Genomic DNA, 18,373 nt, shown 5'->3' on the forward strand with positions numbered 1-18,373 from the left:
ACAATTCCCGGCCCGCAGAATAATCGCGAATAAAGATCGCCAAAAACGATTAAGAGAGCAGTCATGGCCCGCCGCAACACCCGCCGCCAACAATCCTCCGGCAAACCCGCTTGGGTCTGGTTCGTGCTCGGCAACTTCGTCGGCGGCTTTGCGGTGTTCATCTTCCTGCTGAGTGACCTCAAGACCGAAAAGGCCAAAGTGGTCGCCAGTGCCAAACCCGCGCCCCAGGCGCAGGCACCGGCGGACGCCAAACCCAAATTCGATTTCTACAAATTGCTGGAAGAGAGTGAGGTGAAGGTTGCGCCGCCCAAAAACCAGCAGGTTCGTGTGCGCGACAGCAATGCAGACAGCAAACCGGCGGAAAAGGAAGAGGCACAGCCGGAACTGGTGTACATCCTCCAGGCCGCCAGCTTCCGCGACAAGGACGAGGCCGAGCGCCTGCGCGCGCAGCTGATGCTCGCAAACCTCGACGTCAAAGTGGAATCCGCCAGCGACAGCCGCGGCACCTGGCACCGGGTACTCGTCGGCCCCTACACCAACCGTTCAAAGGTCGCCAAAGCGCAGAGCATCCTTGCCGAACACCGCCTGATGCCGCTGGTGTTGAAGCGTCCCGCCCAGGGATAAGCGCGCGAGACTATTCCGTCTCCACCAGTTTGCGCGCAATCCAGTGCGCCACCGGCGCAATGATCGAAATCAGCGGAAACGCCACCACCCAGGCCACCAACCCCGCGTGCAGCCAGCGGGAAAAGAACCCCTCGGTCACGCCGGTATTGATGATGGTGATCACCCCGGACATCATGGTCGACATAAACAGCGACATGAACAGCGCAAAAACCAAGGTGTAATAACGGCGCTTTATGCGGGCCACAGGCGTTCTCCACAGGACCTCAGAAGAAGGCGCCAGAGTATAAACGCACCCCCGCAAAGTTGAAATTTCGCCTCCTCGACCACACTTAGTGCTTCTGAAAAGAAAACGCAGAGGCACCAGTGGAACAATATCGCGGCACAACCATTCTCTCCGTACGCCGGAACGGCAAAGTCGTCATCGGTGGTGACGGTCAGGTCTCCATGGGCAACACCATCATGAAAGGCAACGCCCGCAAGGTGCGCCGCCTCTACAACGACAAGGTCATCGCCGGATTCGCCGGCGGCACCGCCGACGCCTTCACCCTGTTCGAACGCTTCGAAGCCAAACTGCAGGCCCACAACGGCCAGCTCACCCGCGCTGCCGTCGAACTCGCCAAAGACTGGCGCACCGACCGCGCCCTGCGCCGCCTCGAGGCCCTGCTTGCCGTCGCCGACGAAACCGCCAGCCTGATCGTCACCGGCAACGGCGACGTCATCCAGCCGGAAGACGACCTGATCGCCATCGGCTCCGGCGGCCCCTTCGCCCAGTCCGCCGCGCGCGCACTGCTGGACAACACCGATATGGATGCGAGAAGCATTGTCGAGCAGGGTTTGAAAATCGCCGGCGATATCTGCGTGTACACCAACCAGAATCACACGATTGAAGAATTGAATTACTGATTGCCAGCTTGCTGACAAGGTAATTCAGAACTTGCTAACGAAGTAACTGACTACGAATTGAAGGTGGGGTGCCGGGTACAGTTTTTTGAAAGCGTCGGCGACAGGGAAGTCGCCGACGCAGCGTACAGGGATGTATTCACAGCGGTTTCAAAAAACTGTACCCGGTGCCGCGCCGCCAACGCACCAGCTCTAAAGCGAACCACGCTAGGGCAACGCGAAAAAGAATCCGAGTAAAGACCATGTCCATGACCCCCAGAGAAATCGTCCACGAACTCGACCGCCATATCGTCGGCCAGCACGACGCCAAGCGCGCCGTCGCCATCGCGCTGCGAAACCGCTGGCGCCGCATGCAGGTCAACGAAGAACTGCGTGCTGAAATCACCCCGAAAAACATCCTCATGATCGGCCCCACCGGCGTCGGCAAAACCGAAATCGCCCGTCGCCTCGCCAAACTCGCCGGCGCGCCGTTTATCAAAGTCGAAGCCACCAAATTCACCGAAGTCGGCTACGTCGGCCGCGACGTCGAATCCATCGTGCGCGACCTGGTCGAAATGGCCGTGAAGCTCGAGCGCGAGCGCGCCATGGAATCCGTCAAACAGCGCGCCATGGATGCCGCCGAAGAGCGCGTGCTCGACGCCCTGCTGCCCCCCGCGCGCAGCACCGAACCCGGTGACAAGGATTCCAGCACGCGTCAGGTCTTCCGCAAAAAACTGCGCGAGGGCGAGCTCAACGACAAGGAAATCGAAATCGACGTTTCCGCCTCCCCCATGGGCGTCGAAATCATGGCGCCTCCCGGTATGGAGGAAATGACCAACCAGCTGCAGGGCATGTTCTCCAACATGTCCAAGGGCAAAACCCAGAAGCGCAAGCTCACCGTCAAGAAAGCCCTCAAGCAACTCACTGACGACGAAGCCGCGAAAATGATCAACGACGAGGAGATCAAAACCCGCGCCATCCAGTCCGCCGAGCAGAACGGCATCGTGTTTATCGATGAGATTGACAAAGTCGCCAAGCGCCAGGGCAACAGCGGTGCCGATGTCTCCCGTGAGGGTGTGCAGCGCGACCTGCTGCCGCTGATCGAAGGCTGCACCGTCACCACCAAGTACGGCATGCTCAAAACCGACCACATCCTGTTCATCGCGTCCGGTGCCTTCCACCTGGCCAAACCGTCCGACCTGATTCCGGAACTGCAGGGCCGTCTGCCGATTCGGGTGGAACTGAGCTCGCTCACCTCCAACGACTTCCAGCGGATCCTCACCGAACCCAGCGCCTCGCTCACCGAGCAACAGAAAGCGCTGCTGGCCACCGAGGGGGTTGATTTGAGTTTCACCGAAGACGGTATCCGCCGCATTGCGGAGGTGGCCTACGATGTGAATGAATCCACGGAAAATATCGGTGCGCGCCGCCTGCACACCGTGCTGGAAAGGCTGCTGGAGGAAATTTCCTTCGCCGGTGGCGATGGTGACACCAGTGTGACCGTCGACGCGGAATATGTGGACAAATATCTGGGCGAGCTGAGTAAAGACGAAGATCTTTCGCGCTTTATTCTCTGATCAGTTTTATTTTCGATGCACACACGGGCCGCAATGCGCGGCCCATGTGTTGTAAATTTTTCGGATTCAAGCATGTCCGCGCCAAAAAAAATTCGCCTCGACAAAGCCAGCAAAAAACTCATCCTGCTCTATGCCGATCGTGAATTCGAACTGCCTGCCGAATATTTGCGGGTCTATTCCCCCAGTGCCGAGGTGCGCGGTCACGGCATCGGCCAGGGAACCCTGGTCAGCGGAAAAATGCATGTGGGTATCGAAAAAGTGGCCTCGGCCGGCCGCTATGCGCTGCAAATTTTCTTCGACGACGGCCACGACAGTGGAATCTACACCTGGGCCTACCTGCGCGAACTGTGCGATCGCCAACAGGCAAACTGGCAGGCTTATCTCGAGCGATTAAAATACGAAGGCAAGGGCCGCGATCCGGATGTGAGCCCGGTGAAATTTATCGGTTGAGCGCTAAAAAAATCCCCGACCCGGAATTTTCCGGTTGTGAGCTAAATCCCGATTCACGAAAACTTCATTCACCCGTCACACTGGTGGGCCCATCTGTCACGCCACTGTCACCTCTGCTCGTTTAAATCCCCGGCGCAAAATATTTTTAAGCTTGGGGGCTTACATAATGATTCCGTTCTCAAAAACACCGCTGGCTTTGAAGCTGGGGGTTATTCTCGCTGCCTTTGCATTGCTTCCCGCCTGTAGTGACGACAACCACCGCCATGAGCCAGAAGTGGAAGTGCCGACTCCGGATCCCGATGACGGCACTGGCGAAACGCCTGCGCGCACCCTGAGTTTTACCGGTGTCGCCACCCCGACTACCGACCAGGAAAAGCGCCAGATCCTCGCGGCACCGAAAGTGGAAGTCGACGGCGAAGAGTACGAGATCGGTTTCCACACCCTGCTGCGTTCCGGTGACGTGGTAAATGGCAATGTGACCTTCGGCCTGCTGGTGGATGCCGCCGGCCAGGCACTGTACGACGCCGACGGCATGATCAAGGTTACCGATGCTAACGAGCATACCTCCCTGCTGCCGGTGGCCGATCGCCTGTTCTCCGTATCGCAGATGGAAACCCGCCCCGGTGCCATGTTCCTGATGGAACTGGACCAGGATGCGACTACCGGTGAGCTGACCACCAAAGAGTTGTGGCAGATCGACCAGTCGGGCGTCGACGGCGGCTGGGTACACTGCGCTGCTTCCGTAACTCCGTGGAATGCGCACCTGGCATCCGAAGAATACGAGCCGGATGCCCGCTTCCTGCCCACCAGTGTGGAAACCGCGGCCGACGGCTACTCCGCCACCATGCTGGAGTACTACGCCGATCCCAGCCAGTGGAATCCCTATTTCTACGGCTGGAATATCGAGATCAATGTCAATGCGGAAGGCGACGCTGCCCCGACCACCGATCTGGTCAAGCACTATGCCATGGGCCGCCTCGCTTTCGAGCTGTCCTACGTGATGCCCGACAGCAAGACCGTGTACATGACAGACGATGGCACCAACGTTGGTTTCTATATGTTCATCGCCGATAGTGCCGGAGACCTGAGCGCGGGTACCGTCTACGCCGCCAAGTGGAACCAGACTTCCGCGGAAGGCCTCGGCGCGGCCGACCTGGAATGGGTATCCCTGGGCCACGCCACCGACGCCGAGATCGATGCGGCTGTGCACGGAGCCGATGGTGTTCCCGCCGTCACCTTCAACGATATCTTTGAAGTGGACGCCGAAGGCTGTATCGCCACTGCCACCAACGGCAACAAGGAATGCCTGAGCGTGAAGCCGGGCATGGAAACAATTGCCTCGCGCCTGGAAACCCGCCGCTACGCCGCGCTGATGGGCGCTTCCACCGAATTCCGCAAGGAAGAAGGCGTGACCTTCGATCCCGCCGGAAACAAGCTGTATCTGGCGATGAGTGAAGTGGGCAAAGGCATGACCGATGGCGCCGGCGATGTGCAGATTGCCGAAGCCAACGCCTGTGGTGCGGTGTACCAGCTGGACGTGGCGGCGGATAGCGAGATCGGCTCCGATTACGTTGCGATCAATATGTCCGGCCTGATCGGTGGCATTCCCGCGCAATACGCTGTAGACAGCCCCTTTGCCGGCAACACCTGCGATGTCGACGCTATCGCCAACCCGGACAATGTCACTTTTATCACCGGTTACAACACCCTGATCATCGGTGAGGACACCGGCTCCGGCCACCAGAACGATGTGATCTGGTCCCTGAACCTGGACGACGTCGACGCTGCGGATTCCACCGCCGGCCTCACCCGTATCAAGACCACGCCCTACGGCTCCGAGACCACCTCGCCCTACTGGTACCCAAACATCAATGGCTTCGGCTACCTGATGAGCGTGGTGCAGCACCCCTACGGCGAGTCCGACGGTGACAAGCTTGCGCCCGGCTCACTGGAGCACCGCGCCTACACCGGCTACGTGGGCCCCTTCCCCGCCATGGATACCAGCGCGGAATAATTCCCGCTGTGTAGCGAATGCCGGAGTCCCGATAATTTTTCGGGGCTTCGGCTCTTCTGTTTTTAAGTCAGACCTATTTATCGAGTCAGACCTATGCGTGCTTCCTCTTTCGCGGCGTTGGCCGCCACCATAATTTCCGGGCCATTTTTTTTCGGTGTAAATGCGCTGGCAAAAGAGCCGGCCGCTGAAACAACAAATCTTGGCCGCCTCTACCTGTCCAACCCCGCCGCGGTCACCCCGCCCCAGTGCTACACCAAAACCGAAAATGCCGACAGGCCAGCGAGCAATCCCTGCTACGCCTGTCATACCAATAGCCAGGCTCCGAATTTCACCAACGACCTGGACCTGCAGCTGGTGTACGACTTCGCCGAACCCGCGCGACAGAATCGCTGGCACAATTTGTTCAAGGACCGCAGTGAATATCTCGCGTCTGTAAGCGATAAAACCATCCTCGACTATGTGCGCGAAGACAACTATCGCGCGCAGGATGGCAGCATTCCCCTCGCGCAAACTCTCACGCAAAAACTGCCGGCGCACTGGGATGGCAACCGCAACGGAACATGGGATGGCTATGTGCCGGATGTGGGATTTGATTTCGACAGCGAAGGTTTCGACCGCGACGGCGACGGTCATCTCACTGGCTGGCGCGCGCTGGCCTACACGCCGTTTCCCGGCACGTTTTTTCCAACCAACGGTTCCACCGACGATGTGCTAATTCGTTTGCCGGCAATTTATCGCAACAACGAGAGCGGCAAGTACAGCGGTGAGGTTTACCGGGTAAATCTGGCCATCGTCGAGGCGCTGATCAAGCGTGCGGACGTGGCGATCGCCGCTGTGGATGAGACCATTCTAAAGGTCGATCTCGACAAGAACGGCGAGCTCGCCACCGCCACCAAAATTGCCTACGACTGGGCGCCGCGAGAGCAGCGTTTCATGTCCTATGTGGGCGAAGCGCGCCTCGCCCAGCAGCGCCAGGAAGCGCCTCTTTCCGCTGGTTCCTATCCGCTGGGTACCGAATTCCTGCACAGCGTGCGCTACCTCGATGTGGACAGCGACGGTCAGGTGCGTATGGCGTCGCGCATGAAGGAACTGAGATATGCGCGCAAGGTGCGCTGGGTAAATTATTTCCAGCACCGCGAACTGGCGGCCGACGAACTCAAGGATGCGCATGACTTCCCCGACCGCCTCGAACCGGTGGTGGGAGATATCGAGCGCGGCGTCAGCAACCGCCGCGGCTGGCGCTATAGCGGATTTATCGAGGACGCGCACGGCGCGCTGCGGCCGCAGTCGTTTGAAGAGTTGGCCTCCTGCACCGGCTGCCACGGGGCCATCGGCGCGAATGTCGATGGCGGCTTTGCCATGGGTCGCAAGCTGGATGCCGGTGACAGTTTCCAGCGCGGCTGGTACCACTGGACCCAGAAACCTCTGGCGGGCCTCCGCGAGCCGCTGCGGGAAGACGGTCGCGGCGAGTACGCGTTCTACCTGCAGCAGGTGGGCAATGCCGACGAATACCGCTCCAACACCGAGGTGCGCGCGCGGTTTTTCGCGGAAGATGGCAGCCTGCAAACGGCCATGCTCGAGCGCCTGGCCACCGACATCAATATCCTGATCATGCCGTCGCCCCGCCGCGCGCTGGACCTGAACAAGGCCTACCGCGCGATTGTCGAGGAGCAGAGTTACCGCGAGGGGCGCGACGCCGTGCTGGGCCCCCGGGACAACCTGCTGCGAGAAGTGGCCGAGGGGCAGGAGACCGGGGTGCGGGAGGTGGTCTCCTACCGCTGAGCAGCGCAGAAATGGGGTGGTCGCCGCCGCGGTCACCATTCTGTAATATCGTCCCAGTCTAATTGGCGCCATTATTTGCCCTAGCGGTCCGTTGGCCGCTCGGGTGCCTGATTTGCCTGGGAGAGTTTCATGATCCGTACATCTATCGGCGCGGCTATCGCCGCCGCGCTTACCGCCGTCACACTTTCGGCTTCTGTGAGCGCCGAAGGTCTGTCCGCCAGCCAGCGCAACAGCCACTGGTTCAGCGAAGCCCAGGACCGCCTGCAGCAGGCGGCGCAGGTGGAGATCAACAACAAGCGCGGCGCCGCCAAGAATGTGATCCTGTTTATCGGCGACGGTATGGGCATCTCCACCGTGACCGGTGCGCGGATTCTCGCCGGCCAGATGCAGGGCCAGACCGGTGAGGAATACCAGCTCAGTTTCGAGAAAATGCCGTTCGCCGGCCTGATCAAGACCTACAACACCAACCAGCAGACCCCGGACTCCGCCGGTACCGCCAGCGCCCTGATGAGTGGTGTGAAGACCAAGGCCGGTTTTATCGGCGTGGACGAGAGCGTGGCGCGCGGCGACTGCAAGGCGGGCCTTGAGCACCCGCTCACTACGGCACTGGAATTGGCGGAAGCCCGCGGCAAGGCCACCGGTATCATCAGTACCGCACGCATCACCCACGCCACCCCCGCTGCCACCTTCGCCAAGGTGCCGGAGCGCGACTGGGAGTACAAAGCCCCGCAAGGCTGCCGGGATATCGCCGCACAGCTGGTGGCAATGCCGGTGGGTGACGGTATCGACGTGATCATGGGCGGCGGGCGTCGCGGCTTCCTGCCCGCGGATGTGACCGATCTGGAAGGCGCTGCCGGCAAACGCGAGGACGGCCGCAACCTGGTGAGCGAGTGGCAGAAACGCTACGGCAACAATGCGGTGTATATCGAGGATCGTGCCGGCTTCGACAAGCTCGATAGCAAAGCCACTAACAAGCTGCTGGGCCTTTTCCAGCCGTCGCACATGCGCTACGAATCCGATCGCAGCAACGACAAGGCCGGTGAGCCGTCCCTCAGCGAAATGACCGCCAAGGGCATTGAACTGCTGAACCGAGACAAGGACGGCTACTTCCTGATGGTGGAGGGCGGCCGTATCGACCACGGTCACCACGCCGGCAATGCCTACAACGCGCTGCACGATGCGGTGGAATTCGCCAAAGCGGTACAAGTGGCGATGGACAAGACCGATCCAAAAGACACCCTGATCATCGTCACCGCGGACCACAGCCACACCTTTACCATCGCCGGCTACCCCACCCGCGGCAACCCGATTCTCGGCAAGGTGGTGAGCAATGACGAGCGCGGCGAACCGATGAAAACCCCGCAACTGGCGGCAGATGGCAAGCCCTACACCACCGTCGGCTACGCCAACGGCCCCGGCTTCGCCGATCTGGGCAAACAGACCGATTCCGACGCCCGCATGAATGCGCCGGTCGGTGCTGGCCGTGTTGATCTCACCGAGGTCGACACCCAGGCCCCGGGTTATTTCCAGGAGGCATTGATCGTGAGCGAGGGGGAAACCCACGGTGGCGAAGATGTGGGTATCTGGGCGCGCGGCCCCGGTTCACAGCTGCTGTCCGGCACCCACGAGCAAAACTATGTGTTTCATGTGATGGCACATGCGGGCGGGTTGTTGCCGGGCAGATAATATTGTCTCTGGGCCGTGCGGCGTGGCCTTCGCCGCAAATGGCGTTGCGCGGCCCTACCGCCTGATGATCACGCCCGCCGGTGCACCGGTCGCCGCGTCATCCAGGTACACCGCCACGCCATTCACCCACACGGTCGATATACCGGCGGAAGCCAGTCCCGGTTTTTCGATAGTGGCCCGATCGATGATTCGCTCCGGATCAAATAGCACCAGGTCGGCGTAATAACCGGGGTAAATCTGGCCCCGTTGGCGAATACCCATGTGCCCGGCGGCGAGGCCGGTGGCCTTGTGTATCGCGCGCGCAAGGTCGAGGGTGTTCTGCTCGCGCACATAGCGACCCAGAATGCGGGGAAAGCTGCCGATGCCGCGGGGGTGCCCGTCATTCAACGCGCCGTCGGAGCAAAAATTGCTGTGCTCCCAGGTGATGAACCGCTCGACGTCCGCCTCGCTCATGCTGACCCCCACGACCTGCTGACCATCGTACTCCGGACTGTATTCCCGGGCCAGGCGCAACAGCCACAGATAAGTGACGGCTGGCTCCTCACGGCGTGAGGCGGCGATCTCCGCAATGGTTTTCCCCACGAATTCCGGACGCGCATCAAACTGGGTGATGTGCATGCCATCGGCGGTGGTGAGCTCGCTGAGGGCGTACTCGGCGGCGGCGAGGTCATCAAAATTGCGCTCGGGAAACAATACAGTGAGCGTGGACTGCCAGTAGGTATAGGGGTAAATGTCGGCGCTGACGTCGATGCCCGCGCGCCGGGCGGCGTCGAGGCGAGCCAGCACTTTGTCGGCCTGCCCCCAGAGCGACAGCGAGCCGAGCTTGATGTGCGAAACCTGCACCGGCAGTTTCGCCTGCTCACCGATCGTCAGCAGTTCCTCCAGTGCCTCCCAGAAGTGCCGGTCCTCGCTGCGGAGATGGCTGGCATAACGCCCACCCGCAGATGCGGCAATCCTGGCCAGCGCCAGCACCTCGCGCGTGCTGGAATAGATACCGGGGTCGTATTCGAGCCCGGTGGACAGGCCCAGCGCGCCGGCATCCATGTCGGCTTTCAACAGTAGCTGCATTTTGCCGATTTCTTCGTCGCTGGCCTCGCGCTCGGCGAGGCCCATCACCTTCTCCCGCAGTGTGTTGTGTCCAGAATAACTGGCGATATTGACGCTCACCGGGTGCTGCTGGCGATGGGCAAAATACTGCGCGAGCGGCAGCTCATCCGGGGAGCTGCCGTCCTGCCCGACCACAATGGTGGTGATGCCCTGGCTGATGGCTTCAGCTGCTGCGGGCGCGCCGTCAATGCCGAATTCGTGGTGTGAGTGTGTATCGATAAAACCCGGTGCCAGCACCAGTCCCTTCGCATCAATGATGCGGTCGTCGGGTTGCGGTGGAATATCGCCCATTGCGGAAATGCGGTCGCCGTCAATTTTGACCGACGTGACGACCCCGGGGCCACCGGAGCCGTCAAACACTGTGGCGTTGCGGATTAACGTACCGGCACAAGCGGGCGCGGCAGCGAATACACAGGGGAGGCAGGCGAGGAAGGCGAGGATGGCGACGGCGCGCAGGGATGCTGTGATCAAGGTTCGGTGTCTCCGCGCACGCGGGAATCCTGCGTGCTTTTTTGTTATTGAAATTCGTGGAAGTACCGCGTCCGCTCGATAGTAGGTCCAATACCCGTGGCGGACAAGCGTGCCAGCGGCCCCGTTGCCGGGCAGTGCGCGTGCGAAGTCGATAGCTAGGTTTGGCGATGGATTGCTAAGATCGGGGAAATGCGCAGGTCATGGCCTGGCGAACCCGAAATCGAAACCTATACGCTCGCGATGAGAATAAAAATGAAAGAAGCCGCCGCATTGCATCCCTGGGCCAGAAACGATTACCTCTCCAGCCGAAACGGACAGCTGCACATTGATGGTGTCGACATCAATGCGCTGGTGGAGCAGTACGGTTCACCACTGTACGTGTTTTCCGAGCGGCAGCTCCGTGACAACGCCGAGAGCATCCTGAATCATTTCCGCCGTGTGCACCGCAACACCACCGTGTGTTTCGCCAGCAAGGCCAACGCGAATATCGCGGTGCTGCAGGTGTTCAGGGCCGCGGGTCTCTCCATCGAAATTAATTCCGGGGGCGAATTCCACAAAGCCATCACCGCAGGTTTTCAGCCCGGCGAAATGGTCTTTAATGGCGTCGCCAAACTTGTAGAGGAGCTGCGCACGGTCATTGCGGCGGGAATCAAGGCGATCAATGTGGATTCGCTGACCGAGCTCAAGCGCATTCTCGCGGTGGCGCAGGCACTCGGGCGGCGCGCCAACGTAACCCTGCGTATTGTTCCCGAGATCAAGGGCGGCGCCGCGGCAGGCTGGGAAACCGGTACCTCGGAATCCAAGTTCGGGATGACCCGTGCGGAGCAGCGCGAGGCGATCGCGCTCATCGCGGAAAATGTTGCCTTTCTCAAGATGACGGGCATTCACGCGCACATCGGCACGCAGGTAACCGATATCGGTGCCTACCACAGGGAGGCGGAATTCCTCATTGCATACTTCAGGGAAGTTTGCGAGCTACTGCCCTACCCCCTGGAACATATCAACCTCGGCGGTGGCTTCCCGAAGAATTACAGCAGCTCCGAAGAAAACTGGCGGACCACCTCCGGGCATTACCAGGGCAAATACCGCACCGATGTGGACTTTGAGATGCTGGCGCAGACCCTGATTCGGCCGATCACTGAGTCCCTCGGCGAGGCCGTGGAAATCATTGTCGAACCGGGCCGCAGTATGGTGAGCGACACCGGTGTTCTGCTCACCCGCATCGAGGCGCAAAAAGAGCGCAACCAGCAGGCGATGTACTATCTGGATGCCGGCTACAGTGTGCTGTTCGACGCGTTTATCGGCTGGTATTTCCACATGATCAATGCCAATCGCGCCGACGATGTCGACACCCATCTGTGCAAGGTGGTCGGGCCGCTGTGCGACAGCAGTGATGTCTACTACGACATCGAGGGGGAGGGGTATGTGAAGACGCTGTTGCAGCAACAGCCGGAGCTACGTGCACACCAGGCGTTGCTTGAGGAGGTGTTGGTGCATCAGCCGGGGTTGCGAGAACTGCCTGCAGCCACGCAGCTCGGGGATGTGCTGGCGCTGTTTGACGTGGGCGCCTATGCGCTGGAGATGATGAACGACTACTGCGGTCGCTTGTCCGCGGCGGCGGTGATGGTGGATCGGCAGCAGGATACGCGGTTGATTCGCCGGCGGGCGCGGGATGAGGACTTGCTGCGCTTCGATGTCTACTGAGCGCGCGGATTGCTGGGATAGGTATTTCCGCGTTTACCTGGCTGCGGCTTTCGCTACTTGGCATTGCCGCTGCCAGCTTTTGCGGGCAAACAGGCGGTCGCACTCGCGGCCGATCACTGCCCGCAACTCCTCCAGCCTCTGCTGGGCACTGTCCAGTAGCGGTATCAGCTCACCATTCAGCTCCTCCCCCCTGTCTGCCAGGAAGTCACATAACAGGCGCAGGTCACGCCAGTCTCCCAGCGCGCTCGCCAGCGTTTTCAGGTGCGCACGGCGGTTGCCAATTTTCTTGGGCTTGAGCGGCTGCAACAGGCGGGTGTGGTACCACTGGTCTTTTACCCGTTTGCGCAGGGTGTGCATGCGGACAATGTCATAGTCTTCCAATGCTTCATTCGCAGCGTTGAATGTGCGCCGATGGCTGCGCGCGTAGCCGCGGATTAAGTCTTTTTTACCGAGATCCGCCAGATCCCAGTTGTCGATATGTTGCTGGCCCTCCCGCAACAACTCCTCCGCCTGTTGCAGTGCTTCCTGTGCACCGCTGGTGTCGATACGCGCTTCGAGCAGCGTTGCAGTTGCCGGAAAATGCTCGCGCCCCAGTTGTTTGACCAGGGCGTCGTACAGGGAAACCGCGTCGCGGCTGCCGGAGAGTATTTCAGCGATACCCCGGTAGTGGGCATTTTCGAAGCGATATAGTTGCTCCGTACTGTCGTCGGTTTTCTGTACCAGCCGCATCAGCGCACGCATTTTCTTGCAGTGTTTGCGGACCTGGTGGGTGGCTTCTGGTTCATCCTGTTGGGTGATGGCATCCAGCGCCGAGACGATCTGTTCTCTGGCGACCCGCCGTTTTTCCTCGCTGGGCGGTTTTCGGGGGTGAAAACGGTAGCTCATGGTGGATTCCGGTATTCCAGTGGAGCCTTCAGTGTAGGTTTGTCCGCTCCCGGCGAGTGCCCAGCGGCCCGGCCCCATGTACAATGTCGCCCTGAATTTGGTACAGCAGGCGCAAGATGACGGAACGCAAGACGACCCATTTCGGCTACCAGCAGGTGCCGGTCGAAGAGAAGGCCGGGCGGGTGGCGGATGTTTTTCACTCGGTGGCGGCGCGCTACGACGTGATGAACGATCTGATGTCCGGCGGTATTCACCGCTTGTGGAAGCGTTTCACCATCGAGCTGTCGGCGGCGCGCCCGGGGCAGACGATCCTGGATATCGCCGGGGGTACCGGCGACCTGACAGCGCGTTTTTCCCGCATTGTGGGCCCTACCGGCAAGGTGGTGCTGGCAGATATCAACGCGTCAATGTTGAAGGTCGGGCGCGATCGCCTGCTGGATCGCGGCATTGCCGGCAATGTGGAGACGGTGCAGGCGGACGCCCAGTACCTGCCGTTTCCCGACAATACCTTTGACTGCATCACCATCGCCTTTGGCCTGCGCAATGTGACGGACAAGGATCTGGCGCTGCGCTCTATGCTGCGGGTGCTGAAACCCGGCGGTCGCCTGCTGGTGCTGGAGTTTTCCAAGCCGCAGTCGAAGCTGCTGGAAAAGGTCTACGACCAGTATTCTTTCCGCCTGCTGCCGTTCATGGGCAAGCTGGTGGCGGACGATGCGGAAAGCTACCGGTATCTCGCCGAGAGCATCCGCATGCATCCGGATCAGGAAACCCTGAAAGACATGATGAGCGACGCCGGCTTTGTGGACTGCGAATTCCACAATATGACCGGTGGCATTGTGGCTTTGCACAAGGGCATCAAGCCCTAGTTCTATTTTGAATTTTGTGGCGGTCCGTCTGCCGGTGAGTGTTCGCGGGACACGCCGTAAACCCATCCATGGGGGCTCGGCTGCGGCCATCTAGGCCGCAGACGGTCCCGCGAACACTCACCGGCAGACGGACCTTCGCATCCGAGTCTGAACCGACTTCAGAATAAATATGACCGACCCCACCTTCCGCGCCGGCTTCGACGCCACCCTGGAAACCGCCATCAACACCGCCCTGCGCTATGACCCGGGCAGCCGCGCACGCCTCGCCAGGCTGGCGGGCAAGGTGCTGCGGGTGAATCTCACCGCGCCTTCCATGAACCTGTTTCTGGTTATCGATGACGAGGATGAGGGCGGCTATATCGAGGTGCACAGCCGCTGGAGTGGCGAGGTGTCCACGGAACTGTCCGGTTCGGCGCTGGCTTTCCTGCAACTGCTGAAAAACCGCGATGCCACCCCGGCGAAGCTGGGGGTGACGGTGCGCGGTTCCAGTGCATTGCTGGCGGAGCTGCAGTCCATCCTGCGTGATCTCGATATCGACTGGGAGGAGCCGCTGGCCAAGCTGATCGGCGATGCGCCGGCGCACCAGTTGGGCGCAGGCATGCGCATGGCGGCGAGCTGGCTGAAGGGTGCACTGGGTTCTGCACCAAAAGCGGGCGCGGAGGCGGTGAGTGAGGAGTGGCGGATGACACCACCGCAGGCGCAGTTTGAGGCGTTTGCGGAAGATGTGGCCGGGTTTGCCCAGGGGGTGGACCGGCTGGAGGCGCGCATTGAGATTTTGCGCCGCAAGCTTGAAGGCCGGGACCAGCTCGACGGCAAGGAGAAGTAAAGACGTGCCGATTGCGAGAAGTCTGACCATTGCGCGGGTGTTCCTGCGCTATCGCCTGAATGAGCTGATCCCTGCAGAGCACCAGCCCCTATGGCTGCGTGCTCTGTGGGCGCCGGCGAAGTTACTGCCACAGGGCAGCAAAGCGAAGAATATGGGCCGCGGTGAACGGCTGCGCCGCGCCCTGGAGGACCTGGGGCCGATTTATGTGAAGTTTGGCCAGCTGCTTTCCACCCGCCCGGACCTGTTGCCGCCGGATATGGTGCAGGAGCTGAACCAGCTGCAGGACAATGTGCCACCCTTCCCCGCCGACCAGTGCATCGCGCGCATCGAAGCGGCACTCGGCGCACCGGTGGACGAGCTGTTTGCGGATTTCGAGCGCGCGCCGCTGGCATCTGCTTCGGTCGCCCAGGTACACGCGGCGAGACTGAAAGATAAAGATGGCCAGCCGGGACAGGCGGTGGTGGTGAAGGTGCTGCGGCCGGGCATCGACAAGGTGATCCAGCAGGATCTGGAACTGCTGCACCATATCGCCCGCTGGATTGAGCGTTATCTGCCGGACGGCCGTCGCATGCGCCCGGTGGAGGTGGTGGAGGACTACCGCCACACCATCGAGGGCGAGCTGGATCTGGTGCGCGAGGCGTCCAGCGGCTCCGAGCTGAAGCGCAACTTTGCCAACTCCCCGCTCCTCTATATCCCCGAGGTCCACTGGGACTATACCCGCGAGAATGTGCTGGTGCTGGAGCGCATCCACGGCATTCCGGTGACCGACCTGGCGCAGCTCAGGGCGCAGAACACCAATATGGAGCTGCTGGCCGAGCGCGGGGTGGAGATCTTCTTCAAGCAGGTGTTCGAGCACAATTTCTTCCACGCGGACATGCACCCCGGGAATATCTTCGTGTCCCGTGAGCATCCCGAGCGGCCCAAATATATCGCCATCGACACCGCCATTGTCGGCAGCCTGAGCCGCGAGGATCAGTATTATTTGGCGCGCAATTTGCTGGCTATGTTTCGCCGCGACTATCGCATGGTGGCGGAGCTGCACGTGCAGAGCGGCTGGGTGCGCCGGGATACGCCGGTCAACGCGTTCGAGGCGGCGATTCGCTCGGTGTGCGAGCCGATCTTCGAAAAACCTCTGGGCGAGATTTCCTTTGCGCGGGTGTTGATTAGCCTGTTCCAGACTGCGCGGCGCTTCGATATGGAAGTGCAGCCGCAGCTGGTGCTGTTGCAGAAGACCTTGCTGAATATCGAAGGATTGGGGCGTCAGCTTTATCCGCAGCTGGATCTGTGGAAGACTGCCCATCCATTTTTGGAGCGGTGGATGCGCGAGCGCATCCACCCCAAGACTATCCTCGGTGAAATCCGTCGATATGGCCCAGAATGGTTGGAAAAATTCCCGCAACTGCCGCAACTGGCGTTTTCCGCACTGGAACAGGGGCGGGAACTTGGGCCGCAGTTGCAGCATCTGAGTGAGCAGCTGGCGGGCAGCAGGCGCCGTGGACGGGCGCGCTACGCGCGTATGATCGTCGGCGGCTTGCTGGCCGCGGGCGCGGCGTTACTGGCTTCCCCCGGGCTGCTGGCGCAGGTGCCGGCAATGAGTTGGGCGATGGGAGCGGCTGCGCTGGCCCTGCTGCTGTGGCCGTGAGCGGCTTGCTGGACACGGTGCCGCGCGCCAACAAGGCATAAAACGACAGCCGGCAGCCCGACGGTCCAGCCTACAATAACGAATGCAGTAAGGATGCGAGTCGTGAGTGAAACCGATTTTACCCAGGCGGTCAGCTGGAACAGCGACGGCCTGGTGCCCGCGATAGCCCAGGATGTGAAAACTGGCAGGGTGCTGATGATGGCGTGGATGAATCCCGAATCCCTGCGTCTCACGGTGGAGGAAGGTCGCGCCGTCTACTGGTCGCGCTCTCGTGGCAAACTTTGGCGCAAGGGCGAATCCTCCGGGCATGTGCAGCAGGTGCGGGAAATCCGCCTCGACTGCGACGGTGACACCATCGTACTGCTGGTGGAACAATTGGGTGGCATTGCCTGTCATACCGGGCGCACCAGCTGTTTTTACCAGGTACTGGAAAACGGCCAGTGGCAGATCCGCCAGCCAGTGATTGCCGACCCGGAAGCCATTTACGCAGGGAAGAAATAAGCTGTCATGAGCAATATGCTGATACAACTGGACCGGGTACTGCGGCTGCGCATGCAGCAGGGAGATGCGGAGGCATCCTATGTGGCGAGCCTGCACCACAAGGGACTGAACAAGATTCTGGAAAAGGTCGGCGAGGAAGCCACTGAGCTGGTGATCGCGGCCAAGGATGCCGAGGGCAAGGGCAAGGGCAGCGCCGAGCACAAGGCGCTGATCGGTGAAACCGCCGACCTCTGGTTCCACTCGCTGGTGATGCTCGCGCATCTGGGCAGCGACTCCCGCGAGGTGCTCGACGAGCTGGGCCGTCGCTTCGGCCTGTCAGGGCTGGAAGAAAAGGCCGCGCGCCAGCAGGATTGATTAAAAGCCCGCAACCGCGGGATCGACACAAAACCAAGAACACTTTCAGGAGCATTTCACATGGGTATTAGCTGGCAACAATTACTGATCCTGCTGGTCATCGTACTGCTGATCTTCGGCACCAAGCGCCTGCGCAATCTTGGCGGCGACCTCGGCGGTGCTATCAAGGGCTTCAAGAAGGCCATGAAGGAAGAGGAAAAGAAAGGCGAAGACGAGGACAAGGACAAGGACCCGGAACTGCTGGGCAAGGACGACAGTGTGAAGCCGCAGCAGAAAACCTCGAGTGAAGAAAAGCAGTCCCAGGACAAATAATCCTCCGCAGGCCACTGAGCGATTGACGCGTGTTTGATATCGGATTTTTTGAACTGCTATTGGTAGGCATCGTCGGCCTCGTGGTCATTGGCCCCGAACGTCTGCCCGACGCCGTGCGCACCACCGTGCGCTGGTGGACCAAGATCAAGCAGACTCTTGGCAATGCCCGGGAAGAGCTGGAGCGCGAGGTCGGCGCCGACGATATTCGCCGCGAGTTACACAACGAGCGGGTGCTGCGTGAGCTGCGCGAGAGCAAAGACGAGATGGAGCGCACGTTCAAGGATGCGGAGCGAAAGTTTGCGCAGGACCTGAAAGACGTGGAGCGCCAGGCGGAAGCGCTGAAGCAGGGAGTGGAAGCGGCTCCGGTACCTGAACCGGACCTGGAAGCGGACCAGCTGCGCGCCGCGCAGGACTATCTGCCCGAGCAGGATGCCGGCACAAAACGCGCCGATGACTATCTGCCGGAGGATGAGGAAAGCGACGAGGACCTGGAGGACCCGGAATATCCCGAGCACCTTCACGATCACGGCGACCCGGAATTCAACCCGCACCATCCCAGCCACTTCCGGCACGAGGAAGATGAGGCCTGGGCGGAAGTGGATCGAGTCGACCCGGAAGCCGCGCCAGACAGCGAGGCCCCGCAGGCATCACCTAAAAACAAGTCGACCCGGGCGGAAGACAAGCCGCAATGAG

At 60.8% G+C, this 18,373-nt stretch carries 18 protein-coding genes; 15 read left to right on the forward strand and 3 right to left on the reverse strand.

The genetic code is table 11. From position 1 onward, the window contains the following. Positions 1-63 precede the first annotated feature (63 nt). Entirely contained in the window at positions 64-624 is a 561-nt protein-coding gene (locus tag R5R33_RS10170; RefSeq protein ID WP_318952587.1) for an SPOR domain-containing protein, read from the forward strand. Positions 625-634: 10 nt separating this feature from the next. Here R5R33_RS10170 and R5R33_RS10175 read toward each other — a convergent pair whose 3' ends face one another. Then, positions 635-868, reverse strand: coding sequence for a DUF2798 domain-containing protein (locus R5R33_RS10175; protein ID WP_318952588.1), 234 nt, complete (start codon positions 866-868; stop codon positions 635-637). Between the two features lie 119 nt (positions 869-987). On the opposite strand from R5R33_RS10175, the gene hslV reads away from it, so the two are divergent. The 6 genes from hslV to R5R33_RS10205 all read left to right on the forward strand — a co-directional run bounded on the left by hslV (position 988) and on the right by R5R33_RS10205 (position 9,012). Then, on the forward strand, positions 988-1,527 hold the full coding sequence (gene hslV, locus R5R33_RS10180; RefSeq protein ID WP_138234242.1) for an ATP-dependent protease subunit HslV: 540 nt from the start codon (positions 988-990) through the stop codon (positions 1,525-1,527). A gap of 239 nt (positions 1,528-1,766) precedes the next feature. Next, complete coding sequence (hslU, locus tag R5R33_RS10185; RefSeq protein ID WP_318952589.1) at positions 1,767-3,080, forward strand: ATP-dependent protease ATPase subunit HslU; 1,314 nt, start codon at positions 1,767-1,769, stop codon at positions 3,078-3,080. A 72-nt stretch (positions 3,081-3,152) separates the two neighbouring features. Next, positions 3,153-3,530 (forward strand): DUF971 domain-containing protein, encoded by a 378-nt coding sequence (locus tag R5R33_RS10190; RefSeq protein ID WP_318952590.1) that lies wholly within the window; start codon positions 3,153-3,155, stop codon positions 3,528-3,530. Between the two features lie 166 nt (positions 3,531-3,696). Continuing rightward, positions 3,697-5,544: a PhoX family protein gene (locus R5R33_RS10195; protein WP_318952591.1), complete on the forward strand. Its 1,848-nt coding sequence runs from the start codon at positions 3,697-3,699 to the stop codon at positions 5,542-5,544. Positions 5,545-5,637: 93 nt separating this feature from the next. Continuing rightward, the gene (locus R5R33_RS10200) at positions 5,638-7,326 is read left to right on the forward strand and encodes a hypothetical protein (protein WP_318952592.1); all 1,689 of its coding nucleotides are present in this window, start codon (positions 5,638-5,640) and stop codon (positions 7,324-7,326) included. Between the two features lie 129 nt (positions 7,327-7,455). Beyond that, positions 7,456-9,012 (forward strand): alkaline phosphatase, encoded by a 1,557-nt coding sequence (locus tag R5R33_RS10205; RefSeq protein WP_318952593.1) that lies wholly within the window; start codon positions 7,456-7,458, stop codon positions 9,010-9,012. A 54-nt stretch (positions 9,013-9,066) separates the two neighbouring features. On the opposite strand, the gene R5R33_RS10210 is transcribed toward R5R33_RS10205, so the two are convergent. Next, a complete protein-coding gene (locus tag R5R33_RS10210; protein WP_318952594.1) occupies positions 9,067-10,590 on the reverse strand; it encodes an N-acyl-D-amino-acid deacylase family protein in 1,524 nt (507 codons plus the stop codon). Between the two features lie 252 nt (positions 10,591-10,842). Between R5R33_RS10210 and lysA the strand changes: the two genes are divergently transcribed. After that, positions 10,843-12,294 (forward strand): diaminopimelate decarboxylase, encoded by a 1,452-nt coding sequence (gene lysA, locus R5R33_RS10215; protein ID WP_318952595.1) that lies wholly within the window; start codon positions 10,843-10,845, stop codon positions 12,292-12,294. Positions 12,295-12,327: 33 nt separating this feature from the next. On the opposite strand, the gene R5R33_RS10220 is transcribed toward lysA, so the two are convergent. After that, a complete protein-coding gene (locus R5R33_RS10220; protein WP_318952596.1) occupies positions 12,328-13,179 on the reverse strand; it encodes a CHAD domain-containing protein in 852 nt (283 codons plus the stop codon). Between the two features lie 116 nt (positions 13,180-13,295). Here R5R33_RS10220 and ubiE point away from each other — a divergent pair, with 116 nt between their 5' ends. The 7 genes from ubiE (at position 13,296) to tatB (ending at position 18,372) form a co-directional block, all read left to right on the forward strand. Next, positions 13,296-14,045, forward strand: a complete 750-nt coding sequence (gene ubiE / locus R5R33_RS10225; RefSeq protein ID WP_318952597.1) for a bifunctional demethylmenaquinone methyltransferase/2-methoxy-6-polyprenyl-1,4-benzoquinol methylase UbiE — start codon at positions 13,296-13,298, stop codon at positions 14,043-14,045. Between the two features lie 169 nt (positions 14,046-14,214). Beyond that, positions 14,215-14,871, forward strand: a complete 657-nt coding sequence (locus R5R33_RS10230) for a ubiquinone biosynthesis accessory factor UbiJ (RefSeq protein WP_318952598.1) — start codon at positions 14,215-14,217, stop codon at positions 14,869-14,871. Between the two features lie 4 nt (positions 14,872-14,875). After that, entirely contained in the window at positions 14,876-16,513 is a 1,638-nt protein-coding gene (gene ubiB / locus R5R33_RS10235) for a ubiquinone biosynthesis regulatory protein kinase UbiB (protein WP_318952599.1), read from the forward strand. Between the two features lie 102 nt (positions 16,514-16,615). Next, positions 16,616-17,014, forward strand: a complete 399-nt coding sequence (gene hisI, locus R5R33_RS10240) for a phosphoribosyl-AMP cyclohydrolase (protein ID WP_404810361.1) — start codon at positions 16,616-16,618, stop codon at positions 17,012-17,014. A 6-nt stretch (positions 17,015-17,020) separates the two neighbouring features. After that, complete coding sequence (locus tag R5R33_RS10245; RefSeq protein ID WP_318952601.1) at positions 17,021-17,368, forward strand: phosphoribosyl-ATP diphosphatase; 348 nt, start codon at positions 17,021-17,023, stop codon at positions 17,366-17,368. A gap of 60 nt (positions 17,369-17,428) precedes the next feature. Next, positions 17,429-17,680, forward strand: a complete 252-nt coding sequence (gene tatA / locus R5R33_RS10250) for a twin-arginine translocase TatA/TatE family subunit (RefSeq protein WP_318952602.1) — start codon at positions 17,429-17,431, stop codon at positions 17,678-17,680. A 29-nt stretch (positions 17,681-17,709) separates the two neighbouring features. Continuing rightward, positions 17,710-18,372 (forward strand): Sec-independent protein translocase protein TatB, encoded by a 663-nt coding sequence (tatB, locus tag R5R33_RS10255; RefSeq protein ID WP_318952603.1) that lies wholly within the window; start codon positions 17,710-17,712, stop codon positions 18,370-18,372. Position 18,373 lies beyond the last annotated feature (1 nt).

This window comes from Microbulbifer pacificus, assembly GCF_033723955.1.
Classification (GTDB): Bacteria; Pseudomonadota; Gammaproteobacteria; order Pseudomonadales; family Cellvibrionaceae; genus Microbulbifer; species Microbulbifer pacificus.